Consider the following 11,968-nt stretch of genomic DNA (forward strand, 5'->3'; position numbering starts at 1 on the left):
TAAAAGTTGGTACTTGGGGCTCATGATTTTGAATTAAAAATTCAGTAAGATATGAAGTGTAGAGAGATAAAGGAGGAGCAAGTCAACATGATTATTCACAAGCAAAATATAGAAAACGGTGTCCCTATCTACGAAATCATTACGCGAACCTTCAAGACAATTACGGTAAAATTCGATGAAACGTTTAATAAAAACGAAATCTATAAATTGCTCTCTCTACTAGAAAATGACGTTGATAACATGAAATTAAGTTATTAACCTCATTGGCCTCCATGTTATTTCGTCATGGATCCACCCTTAAAAAAGTACGGTGTTACTGACCCCCCTATCATGTAACAAACGTCAAATAGTATTCCTAAATTCACCTTATTAAAGTCAAACAAGCACTGAATTCATTCCAAAGTTGTCCCCTTTGGCGAATATCAGTGCTTGTTTGTTGTTATGCATGTAATTTATTAAACAATACATGATTTTCAAGATGCACATGTTGATATGTTGCTTTTTCAATTGCTTGGAGGCGTTGATAAACGAGGCGCCATGTATTGCATGCTTCATTTGGAATTGTATAATCATTTGTTAGCTGATTCATTTTCTTCAGTATTTGACCAACCTCATCATGATCTGTCTTCAAATCTAGAATAATTTGTTCTATTTCTGCAACATCTTGCCCATTTGAAAAAGCAATCATTTTAGGAAAATCATGATCATCTTCTTGTGCCATGTGTGCAATCATGTTGTCTTTATATTGGGTATATAACGCTTTTAACTCAATGAGATAATCGTGTTGCGGCCCATGTACTTTAGCTACTTTTGTTATATATGGCGTTAGTTGTTTTAATTCTTCCTTTAGTGGTTCATGATACGCAGCTTGAATATACTGAATCAATGAGGTCACGCTTAAATATTTAGGATTTAAACCGCCACCTGGCTCACTTTGTCTTTCGAGTTGTTGAAGCTGTGATAACAACGCTTCTAACGATAATTTACTCTTTTGGCTTGCTTGTTCGATTGAAATAGCACCACCGCAACAAAAATCTATGCCTGCATGCTTAAAAACATCTGCTGCTTTTGGATAATCAGTCACTACTTCTGCAACAATTGTTTCTTTCGTTATCATATTAATCACCTTTATTATATAAGTTATCCATATTATAAAACGTGTTAGCACGATAACCTAGTCTGTTCATAAGATTGACAAAATGACGTCGCCTTTTATTCAAATTTAGCGACAAAAACAAATAACGTGCGTGCCAATTCATCATAAATTGACATGCACGTCTAATTGTCATACTAAAAGTCTTCTTTTTCTTTACGTTCTTGTACCCACCATAATGCCTCTTTAGGATGCTCTTCGAAGTATCTACGGTCTTCTTCACTATCGACATTAGGATAAGAACCTTTCAATGATTTTCCAGCCATACTGAAATGCAGTAATGAAATGACAACAAAACCAATGACGCTTATCGCAGTTAAATAATATGCAGGTGCTAAAATATTGTTTGTGTAGTTTACTAACCAAGCAGCTATAAGTGGTGTCGTACCACCAAATAATGACACTGATAAGTTAAAGGTTACAGACAATGTTCGATATCTAATATGCGTATAGAACATTGTTGGCAACGATCCAGGCATTGTCGCCTCATATGTTGATAAGAAGAATCCTAATACTAGTACACCAACAATAATCAGTGGTAATGAGCGAGTATTCAATAAGCTAAAAGCAACGATACTTAATAGTGTTAAACCACCCGTACCTATTAAGAACACTTTTTTCTCACCAATTTTATCTGCAATTCTACCGAACATAAGTGCTAATGGAATCATAATAGCCATCACACAAGTAATCAGCACACTTGTTGTTGTCGCATCCAATTTCACTATTTGTTCTAAGTAAGTCGGTAAATATGCAGTGACTGTATAATTTGTTACGTTAAAAAATACAACCGCTACAAAACAGACTAAAATATCCTTGTAATAGTAACGAATAATAGTTAAAAAACCAATATTATCTCGTTGTGGCGCCGTTTCAATATCATTTTCGAAAATAGGTGATTCTTCTAAGCGACGACGTAAATATAATCCAAATAAACCAAGGAATAAACCTAGAATAAACGGTATTCTCCAGCCCCATGATTGCATTTGTTCTGCCGTTAATAAATAACTTAAAATGGCAATCATAATTGAAGCTGCTATATAACCCGATAATGTCCCAATTTCCAAACCACAGCCTAAACGATTACGGCTTTTATCTGGAGAAGACTCTGCTACGTATGTCATTGCACCAGCATATTCTCCTCCTGTAGAGAACCCTTGCAACACTCTAGCAAGTAGTAATAGTATTGGTGCCCAAATTCCTATAGTATCGTAGTTGGGTAACAAACCAATCGTTAACGTTGAAAACGCCATTAAAATAATTGTCGTTGTTAATACGACTTTCCGACCATATTTATCCCCTATAACACCAAAAACAATTCCCCCAATTGGTCGTAATAAGAAAGCAATCGCTAACGCAGCGAAAGTAAGAATTAGTCGAATTTGATCGTTTTCAACTGGAGAAAAGAAGTTTGCACCTATGTATGCAGTTGTGTAGGCATAAACCCCAAAATCAAACCATTCCATGGCATTACCAATTCCTGTTGCGATAACAGTTTTTTTGGCTTTTTGAGCGTTTACCATGTTAATATTTTCTTTTTCGAAATCCATGAATGATACACTCCCTTGTAATATGTTACATAATTATACGTTATTAATTTATAATGTCAAATCGATTAAAGAAAAATTAATTTTTAAAATTCAAGTTTATTCATTTTACAGAATTTTTAATTATATTTATATAAATTTTTAATGCTTTATCGTGTTATAGTAAATTGTGTTGAAATATTGCCCGCTACATTTTGACTTTAAATATTCACTATCGCATAGTTAAACATAGGGATTCCGGCATATTTCCACTCGTTTTAATAATGCTTATATCTCCATTAATATCAATGACTTAAGGATTTTGAAAAATGTTGTCAATCTAGCGAATACTCACTTTAAAGGCAATAAAAGTTGTCAAAAATTTATATTGTTTTTTCAACATAAATCCGGTGTTATATAAAATATAATATGTCATCTAACTATACCCGCTATATATTTATCCAATCATATGCAATATTTTGTATAATCTATATGTATTCACTTTTATTAATATTTATTTATTTCGATTAGAATGGCATTTTGTATCTATTTCGCTAAAAACCAACGTGGTTACTGCTCTTTTTACTAGTAACTCATTTATGTAAAATAAGACTTTTAAGCACATCATTTAATTAATAAAGCCCATCGAAATTTACTATTTCAACGGGCTAATGAATATATTATATATAAATTTTTATTCTAAATTAGCATGATTATTTTGCATTGTTTCTTCATCAATATTAAATGTATCCATGAGTCCAAGTACCACACTATCTAAAAACAGGAGTGCAGCTTGTTCAAATAAACTGCCTAAAGGTTGTTCTGAACCTTCTGCGTTATATTTAGTTCCAGCAGGTAATTCAATCACCGTTTCTGCTAACTCCCCAATTGGAGAATCAGGATTTGTTGTTAATAATACGACTTTAGCACCTACTGTTTGGGCTTTTTCAGCTAACAAACGTAAATGCGCTGTTGAGCCTGAACCAGACAAGATTACAAATAAATCATGTTCTTTGATAGACGGCGTTGTTGATTCCCCTACGACGTACGCATCTTTACCTAATTGATTTAGACGCATCGCAAAGCTATTCGCAATAAAGCCCGAACGCCCTTTACCTGCAGTGAATATACTTTGCGCACCATTTACATCATTCGCAAAACGGTCGTATTGTTCATCTTGAACATGTAATAACGTACGCTCTAGCTCTTCAAGAATAAGACGGTAATTTGTAAATTGAGACATATTATTTACCTTCAATCGCATCACGACATTGTTTAGCCGCTTCTACAGGATCTTCAGCGTTAGCAATACCGCCACCTACAATAACTAAGTCCGGATTTTCAGCAACGATTTCTTTTATCGTATCTGGTTTAATACCACCAGCAACGGCGACTTTAGAATTTTTAATTACAGATTTAACTTTACGTAAGCTATCTAATGGCGATTGTCCCTCAGCTTGTAAGTCATAACCTGTGTGCACTGCAATATAGTCAGCACCCATATCATCTAATTCTTGCGCACGTTTTTCTAAATCTTGAACAGCAATCATATCTACTAATAGTTGTTTATCATGTTTATGCGCTTCTTCAACTGCTGCTTTAATTGAAGCATCTTCAGCAACACCTAAAATAGTTACAACGTCTGCGCCAAATTTAATCGCTTGGCTTACTTCATAATCTGCTGCATCCATTATTTTAAGATCTGCTAATACTTTTGCATTATTTATATTTTTATTTAAATGTTCAACGGCTGGTAATCCTTCATTGATAACAATAGGCGTACCTATTTCTACGATATCTACATATTCCTCAACTTTTTTAGCTAATTCTGCCGCTTCTTCTTTGTTTAATAAATCGATTGCTAATTGTAATTCCAATGCAAACATCCTTTCAACATTAATGTTATATAAATCATTATTTGTTTTTCTATTTCTAGTTAGCAGTTTACCCGTCTCATCTTTTTTTAAACGACTAGATTTTTCTCTAACAATTAACTTTTAACTGAAGTATTCGCATAGTCTATATGTATAATGACAACGTTATTGTTACTTTTTTAAATAAATTGAGCAGAGATATACAATTACGCTGTTCTTTTTAGTAAAATAGAATGATAAACATGTTGTATGGCACAAGGAGTGAATGTGTTGGAACCAATTAATGAAATAGAAGTACAAAAAAGACTCACATCATACGAAAATAAACCTGTTTATTTACACGTTGAAACAACAAATGGTGCGTATGCAAACCATTTCGACCAACGTGTTTTTAATGCGGGGACGTTTTTAAGAAATATACAAGTCACATATGAACACGCACAACTTAAAGGCGGAGGCAAAGATCCTTACCGCGTTGGTCTCAAACTTCGTGATGGTGGCTGGGTCTATGTACAAGGACTCACACACTTCGAAGTCAACAATAATAATGAATTTTTAATTGCTGGATTTAATTATGAAGGACAATTGGCTGCCACTATTGAAATCAGTGATAAGCCATTCACATTATAGAGGAGGTACAGTCATGAATGATGAAAGACATGTACTCGTTATATTTCCACATCCAGATGATGAAACCTTCTCATCTGCTGGGACGATAGCAAGTTATATTGAGGCAGGAGTACCTGTAACATATGCTTGCCTTACATTAGGACAAATGGGACGTAATTTAGGTAATCCACCATTTGCAACAAGAGAATCCTTACCAGATATTAGAGAGCAAGAACTTGACAACGTCGCAAATATTTTAGGAATTACAAATTTGAGAAAAATGGGTTTACGAGATAAAACAGTAGAATTTGAACCTCATGCGCAAATGGATGCAATGATACAAGGATTAATTGACGAAACACATCCTTCTGTCATTATTTCTTTTTATCCTAATTACTCAGTACATCCTGACCATGAAGCTACTGCAGACGCTGTGATTAGAACTGTAAAACGTATGCCCGCTGCACAGCGCCCTCGTTTACAATTAGTTGCATTTAGTAATGATGCAATCGAACATTTAGGAGAACCAGATATTTTAAATGATATTTCAAAATATAAAGAACTTAAATTAAAAGCATTTGAAGCTCATGCATCACAAACAGGTCCGTTTTTAAAACAATTAGCAAGTCCTGAAATTGATGGTGAAACGCAAAGTTTCTTAGAAGTAGAACCATTCTGGACTTATCATTTTAAAGCATAAGGGGAGTTTGAAATATGACTGAATTTGATTTATCAACACGAGAAGGTCGTTGGAAACACTTTGGCTCAGTTGATCCTGTCGAAGGTACAAAACCAACGACGAAACAAGACATGACAGACTTACAAAGCACACATAAAAATTTCCTTTTTGAAATTGAAGAAGTTGGTATAAAAAACCTTGTGTACCCTGTTCGTATTAATCAATATCAAACAGCCGGGACATTTAGTTTTTCGACTAGCTTAACACAAAATGAAAAAGGAATTAATATGAGTAGAATCTTAGAAAGCGTTGAAAAGCATTACAGTAATGGCCTAGAATTGGACTACAGCACATTGTATCAAGTATTACGGACACTACAAGAAAATATGAAACAAAATTCAGCTGGTGTCGATGTTAAAGGAAAATGGTTCTTTGATCGCTATAGTCCAGTAACAAACATTAAAGCAGTAGGTAATGCAGATGTCACATATGGCCTGGCAATTGAAGGCAATAATATTACCCGTAAAGAGCTTACGATAGAAGCAACAGTAACTACACTATGTCCATGTTCTAAAGAAATTAGTGAATACTCTGCACATAATCAGCGCGGAATTGTTACTGTTAAAGCATACTTAGATAAAGATGAACAAATTGTAGATGATTACAAGGAGAAAATCTTGGACGCCATGGAAGCGAATGCAAGTTCGATCCTATACCCTATTTTAAAACGTCCAGATGAAAAACGTGTGACTGAACGCGCATATGAAAATCCACGCTTTGTCGAAGATTTGATTCGCTTAATTGCTGCTGACCTTGTTGATTTCGAGTGGATAGATGGTTTTGATATTGAATGTCGTAACGAAGAGTCTATCCATCAGCACGATGCTTTTGCTCGCTTAAAATATCGTAAATCATAAAAATAAATCCTGATAATCATCGCATTGTTTGTCAGAATTGTTTCATTCATAAATAATGAGCCAAACAAGGTTGTTTACACAACTATTGCTTGGCTCAGTTTTTTTATTGTCTTAATATTTGTCTTTTTTGTTAATGGCTAAGTGATATCATTGATTCAAGAGTAACACCGTGATTTAATTTAAGAAAAATCTTTTGACAATTGCTTCGGCAGCATGACCAGTTTCAAATCGACAAAATCGCTCATAAAACGCATCATACTTCTCACCATAATGTTCTCGAACAGTTTCTATTCGTTTGATTGCATCAATTAATTCATCATTAGTACGTACCAGTGGTCCTGGTGCAGTTTGTTCAAAATCAAAATAAAAACCTCTTAATTGATTTTTATAATAATCCAAATCATAGGTAAAGAATAACATCGGTTTTTTAGTGTTAGCAAAGTCAAACATAACCGAAGAATAATCGGTAATACAAATATCTGTGATTAAATATAAATCACTAATATCATCATATGCACTAGCATTAATTACGAATTCATCTAATGATGCGTCTAAATGTAATGCATTACTAATGATAATATGAGGTCGTAATATAAGAATGTACTCTTCCTCGAAATTTTCTTTCATTTTTTGTAAATCCATGTGTAATTTAATGATGTGTTTTTTAGCTTTATTAATGTCATCGTCTCTAAATGTTGGTGCATATAAAATAACTTTACGCTGATCTTTGATGCCTAATTTCTGTTTAATCATCTTTTTCTTTACTTCTAGTTGGGCTTCATTATTGCTGTAAAAAATATCATTTCTAGGATAGCCTATTTCTAATATTTCTTTCTTAAAGTTGAAAGCTGATTTAAAACATTTACTTGCGTATGGGCTAGGTGAAATAAGATAGTCCCAATTTTTAATGGCCTGATTTACTCGATCTTTATAACCCTCATCTCTACCTTCAAATGTATCAACATCGTTTAACATTTTTTTCAAAGGTGTTCCATGCCATGTTTGAATATAGATGGTGTCTTTTGGCTTAGCAAGATAGTATGGAAAATTTTGATTATTAATCCAATATTTTGCTCGAGAAAGATAATGGAAATATTCAGGTGATAATCTTTCCACAGTTGTCACATGTGGGTCATTGAAAGGATAATCCTGATTTGTCACCCACACGATATCATAATGATGATGATACTGCTTTAATGTATCATAAATTACTTTCGGACTATCTCCAACCGTTTTTCCGACATTACTTTCAAACACAATTAAGTCTTTTTTAGTTGGTAATACTTTTGATACTACAGAATTATACTTATCCATTGTTTTGAAATAGTATTTATTTTTTCTAAACCGTTTAAATAGATGCTGTGAAACAATATCATATTTAACTTTATTTTTCAAAGTATACTGTGCTTTAAAATAGCTGACTGCTTTATAAATTCTACAGCTATTATGCTGATCACGATACTTTATAAATTGATTCGCCCTTGCTTTAATCTCATCTTCAACCTCAAAATTATGATTAACATAATGACTAAGTTTTTGTTCTAATGATGCTAGTGAATTAACTATCACACCAGGTAATTCCTGCTCAATATCAATATGCGAACCATCTTTACCTAGAAATCTTTCTTTATCAAATTGATAATATATCACAGGTTTATACAAGAAACCAAAATCAAAAGCGACACTTGAATAATCCGTAATCATTAATTTACTTTCTTTAATCAATTGTTGAACATCTACGTCACCCTGTCTAATGCATGTGACATACGGAGGCACATCAAATAAATCAATAAATGGTTGCATGTTAGGATGCAAACAGAAAATAACTTCTATACCTTGGTCAACAACCTCTTTGATTTTAGAACTATAGAGTAATACATTGATTCTACTCAAATAATCCGACTCAATAAGTTGTTCACTATTGATTAACCAGTCACGCCATGTAGGAATAATAAGCAGCTGATTCTTCACCTGATTATCAGGATTAAATAACTCATCAAATCTGGCTAAACCTGTCACAACAACTTGATTATTATCAAACTTCAAATCTCTGACAACAATTTCTTTTTCACGTTCCGAGCTTGTTACAAAGAGGTCGACATTAAAATCTTTTAATTGATTTCCATTAATTTGTGATAAATTTTTTGTTCCTAAAACGCCGTGTTGCAAAAACACCTTTATTGCTTTGATTTTTCGTGTGTATATTTGACTGTTTGTTGGATATAGTAGCTCTGGATGATGTGTCGAACAAATATAGTCTGCTTGAAGCATAATATCAAAATGTTCTGGTGTCTTATAAAATATGACATTACCTAAAGGCAGCACATGTTCGGCTTCCTTTGAGCTTTCTTCAATAACATAGTACACAGGTCGTTCCGGATAATGTGTACGCATATATTTAAAGAAATGATACCCATTATCCTGCGCTTTATATGATTTTTCACCAATCACCCAAATCTTTTCTTGTTCTTTCTTAAGTATATGGTGTATGTTGGTTTTTTTAATATTGTTTATATATTGTAAATAACTCTCAATACTATAACGGTTAATTCTGAATGAAAGATTGCGCCCTTTCATTGTGAAATATGGTGTAATTGAAATGATTTCATTATTGTATTCCGTTATGATTTCACCTTTTAAAAAACGCTCGGCTAAAATGCGTGGATTTCCTAATTTATATTTAATCGGCTCTAATACTTCTTGAACTTGTATTTCTAGAAAAATATCTATGATATCACCACTATCATATGGATACTGCATGAATTCTATCAGTTCATCATAAATATCTGCTGAAAAATCATATGTTGCTGCATTCTTGTTATTGCCATTTAATTGAGGTACAATGGCTATCCTTTTTTCTCTATCCGTAAATCTCGTTTTTATTAATAAATGTGTTGTAGTTAAATGTGAGTTTATAATCGCAAACTGTCCATCAATTTGTGCTTGACGATTATTCATTTTCAAGGAATCAATATGTCTGCGAGAAAAATATATTTTACTTGGCACATAGTCACTCATTGATAAATGTAAAAAGCCATTTTTAGTAATGTATGGATAAATGATGCAATTATTTTCAACAACAGCACTTAAATTTTCCACTTCAAAATCTTCGTTGAAAACCTTTAAAGTTCTTTGTGTAGTTAAAATATCAGTAGATTCTTCCACAATAATATAGATTTTAGGATCATCTTGTGATTTAAAATGTTCAGCAACTTCTAACAAATTGATTTTAAAGTGATTACTGCCACTTGCATTATCATATTCAATAGAATCAAATTCATTTTTTACAAAAATTCGGTGAATCACTTTGTCCGGTCTATCAAATAATATATGTAAAACCGTGCCTTCTTGTGTTATTTTATGCAACTCATTTCCCTCCAATTACCTTATAGCTAAGCTCTAATAAGCTTTATAATATCAGTTATATTCTCATATGATTGTTAAAATATTGTAAATTTCAGAATTCTAATTACATTATATCAATTAACAAGTTATAATGTAACGAGAAACAAAATATTATAATTAATATATTGAGGACCGTTTTTATGAATAAACCATTTTTTTCTATAATAGTGACTACCTTTAATAATGATAAAACTATTGAAAAAACATTGAATTCTGTAATAAACCAAACGTTAAATAACGATTTATATGAAATAATAGTCATCGATGATAAATCGACTGATGATACTTTTAATAAACTACAGACATTTAATGCAAATAATCTTACAATTCATCAGTTAGAACTTAACAGTGGCGGCCCATCCGCACCGCGCAATCTAGGCATTCAATTAAGTCATGGCCACTATATTTACTTCCTCGATGGTGACGATTGGTTAGATTTAAATATTTTAGAAAAGATAGCCAACAAATATGTTATTTACGATACCGATCTGATTATTGCGAAAGTAATAAAATATAAAGATGGTAATACAACCGTTCATGCCAAATTTATGACGATCGATGAACATATAGATAAACCAGGCAGCGATATTCCCTATCTTTATTATTATATGGGACCCAGTGGCAAATTTATTAAAAGATCGTTGATTATTGAAAATAACATTCAATTTCCTCTGAACTTACATTTTGGTGAGGACAAATTATTCTTTATGACTGCCTTTGTGAATGCACATCATGTTACAACGACGCCTATCGTAGCTAACTATTTAAATCGTTCAACAGATAATGTTTCTATCGTTAAAAAATCAGATTTTTTAACAAAAAGAGAAAGTGATTACATCATATTTAAGTCTGCTTTAAACATCTCAGATAAAAAAATTAGAGATAAATTTTTATTACGCATTGTTGAATATGATTTATTCAATAATTGTAATTCAAAAGTGTTTATTAATTTAAATTTCACGCAAAAAATTAGCGTGTTTGATATTATTAAAAAAATATGCACACATCCATATATACGTGATTATATTATACCAAACGTTGCTCATAAATATGATGATGTAATAAATGCAATTTATCACGACGATGTTGATAAATTTAACGCCTTTTTTGCTTGGTACAATAGCGGTGCTAAACTTCTAACTAAGCCCAATCAACAACATTATTCGCTAATAAGCGTAGACGATTATCGTTTTGAAGTGAGAGACCCACTTGCAACAACTAAAAATTTACAACAAGTTCAAAAGTCTGTCTATTTACAATTAGCAATCCATAATTTATCTGAACTTTCAATTAGTGGCATTCAATTAGCAAGTCGATCAAATTTTATGCATTCTATATTTTTATCAGATTATTCAATCAACCACGACTTGTTAACAATTAAACTACCTGAAACAATTCTAAATGACCTTAGCAAAGGCATTTATAATGTATTCGTTATATATGATAACTATAAACCATTAAATATTAGATATGCTTACAACAAAAATATGACATTACCTTCAAATGATATCACTTTTTATCCGACAATTAATGGATTTCTTTCTATGAAAGTAAAATAAATTATCTAACAGGAGCTATTGCAATGAAAAATTTATTAATATTTACAAATATTTTACTTGCAGTATTGTTTTTCTTAAACCAAAAGAAATTAAAAGAAGACTATAAGATTAATATGACTAATATCGACTCTGAAGAAGATATATTAGAACGTATGGGATTACATAGAGATAGCGAAGGACGGTTGATTCCTATAGAAGAATTATATGAGTAGTCTACTATAAGTATAAAATTTTGTATTAAAAAAG

The 11,968-nt window shown here is 32.2% G+C and carries 11 protein-coding genes; 6 read left to right on the forward strand and 5 right to left on the reverse strand.

The features are described 5' to 3' along the window. Positions 1-87 precede the first annotated feature (87 nt). A complete protein-coding gene (gene vraX, locus AL499_RS12640) occupies positions 88-258 on the forward strand; it encodes a C1q-binding complement inhibitor VraX (protein ID WP_002479440.1) in 171 nt (56 codons plus the stop codon). Between the two features lie 181 nt (positions 259-439). Here vraX and scdA read toward each other — a convergent pair whose 3' ends face one another. The 4 genes from scdA to hxlA form a co-directional block, all read right to left on the reverse strand. Next, positions 440-1,117, reverse strand: coding sequence for an iron-sulfur cluster repair di-iron protein ScdA (gene scdA, locus AL499_RS05550; protein ID WP_002492977.1), 678 nt, complete (start codon positions 1,115-1,117; stop codon positions 440-442). A 173-nt stretch (positions 1,118-1,290) separates the two neighbouring features. After that, the gene (locus tag AL499_RS05555) at positions 1,291-2,703 is read right to left on the reverse strand and encodes an MFS transporter (protein ID WP_002459902.1); all 1,413 of its coding nucleotides are present in this window, start codon (positions 2,701-2,703) and stop codon (positions 1,291-1,293) included. 670 nt (positions 2,704-3,373) lie between these two features. Beyond that, positions 3,374-3,922, reverse strand: a complete 549-nt coding sequence (hxlB, locus tag AL499_RS05560; RefSeq protein WP_002493000.1) for a 6-phospho-3-hexuloisomerase — start codon at positions 3,920-3,922, stop codon at positions 3,374-3,376. 1 nt (position 3,923) lies between these two features. Next, on the reverse strand, positions 3,924-4,556 hold the full coding sequence (gene hxlA, locus AL499_RS05565; protein ID WP_002479443.1) for a 3-hexulose-6-phosphate synthase: 633 nt from the start codon (positions 4,554-4,556) through the stop codon (positions 3,924-3,926). Positions 4,557-4,820: 264 nt separating this feature from the next. Between hxlA and AL499_RS05570 the strand changes: the two genes are divergently transcribed. The 3 genes from AL499_RS05570 to folE2 are packed head-to-tail and all read left to right on the forward strand — an operon-like array spanning position 4,821 to position 6,758. Beyond that, positions 4,821-5,183 (forward strand): YojF family protein, encoded by a 363-nt coding sequence (locus tag AL499_RS05570; RefSeq protein WP_002479444.1) that lies wholly within the window; start codon positions 4,821-4,823, stop codon positions 5,181-5,183. A gap of 13 nt (positions 5,184-5,196) precedes the next feature. Continuing rightward, entirely contained in the window at positions 5,197-5,862 is a 666-nt protein-coding gene (gene bshB2, locus AL499_RS05575) for a bacillithiol biosynthesis deacetylase BshB2 (protein WP_002479445.1), read from the forward strand. A 14-nt stretch (positions 5,863-5,876) separates the two neighbouring features. Continuing rightward, positions 5,877-6,758, forward strand: a complete 882-nt coding sequence (gene folE2 / locus AL499_RS05580) for a GTP cyclohydrolase FolE2 (protein ID WP_002459907.1) — start codon at positions 5,877-5,879, stop codon at positions 6,756-6,758. A 174-nt stretch (positions 6,759-6,932) separates the two neighbouring features. Here the strand turns inward: folE2 and AL499_RS05585 are convergent, their stop codons facing one another. After that, complete coding sequence (locus tag AL499_RS05585) at positions 6,933-10,124, reverse strand: CDP-glycerol--glycerophosphate glycerophosphotransferase (protein WP_037540823.1); 3,192 nt, start codon at positions 10,122-10,124, stop codon at positions 6,933-6,935. A 179-nt stretch (positions 10,125-10,303) separates the two neighbouring features. On the opposite strand from AL499_RS05585, the gene AL499_RS05590 reads away from it, so the two are divergent. Together AL499_RS05590 and AL499_RS05595 are read left to right on the forward strand one after the other, a co-directional pair. Further along, positions 10,304-11,722 (forward strand): glycosyltransferase family 2 protein, encoded by a 1,419-nt coding sequence (locus AL499_RS05590; protein ID WP_002479447.1) that lies wholly within the window; start codon positions 10,304-10,306, stop codon positions 11,720-11,722. A 23-nt stretch (positions 11,723-11,745) separates the two neighbouring features. Then, on the forward strand, positions 11,746-11,934 hold the full coding sequence (locus tag AL499_RS05595; RefSeq protein ID WP_002459911.1) for a hypothetical protein: 189 nt from the start codon (positions 11,746-11,748) through the stop codon (positions 11,932-11,934). The last annotated feature ends 34 nt before the right edge of the window (positions 11,935-11,968 follow it).

The sequence above is a fragment of the Staphylococcus lugdunensis genome, assembly GCF_001558775.1.
In the GTDB taxonomy this organism is placed as follows: Bacteria; Bacillota; Bacilli; order Staphylococcales; family Staphylococcaceae; genus Staphylococcus; species Staphylococcus lugdunensis.

What these genes read in the sequence shown, in the direction of transcription:
- vraX (WP_002479440.1), top strand. Translation starts at nt 88, where the DNA reads ATGATTATTCACAAGCAAAATATAGAAAACGGTGTCCCTATCTACGAA.
- scdA (WP_002492977.1), bottom strand. Translation starts at nt 1,117, where the DNA reads ATGATAACGAAAGAAACAATTGTTGCAGAAGTAGTGACTGATTATCCA.
- AL499_RS05555 (WP_002459902.1), bottom strand. Translation starts at nt 2,703, where the DNA reads ATGGATTTCGAAAAAGAAAATATTAACATGGTAAACGCTCAAAAAGCC.
- hxlB (WP_002493000.1), bottom strand. Translation starts at nt 3,922, where the DNA reads ATGTCTCAATTTACAAATTACCGTCTTATTCTTGAAGAGCTAGAGCGT.
- bshB2 (WP_002479445.1), top strand. Translation starts at nt 5,197, where the DNA reads ATGAATGATGAAAGACATGTACTCGTTATATTTCCACATCCAGATGAT.
- folE2 (WP_002459907.1), top strand. Translation starts at nt 5,877, where the DNA reads ATGACTGAATTTGATTTATCAACACGAGAAGGTCGTTGGAAACACTTT.
- AL499_RS05590 (WP_002479447.1), top strand. Translation starts at nt 10,304, where the DNA reads ATGAATAAACCATTTTTTTCTATAATAGTGACTACCTTTAATAATGAT.
- AL499_RS05595 (WP_002459911.1), top strand. Translation starts at nt 11,746, where the DNA reads ATGAAAAATTTATTAATATTTACAAATATTTTACTTGCAGTATTGTTT.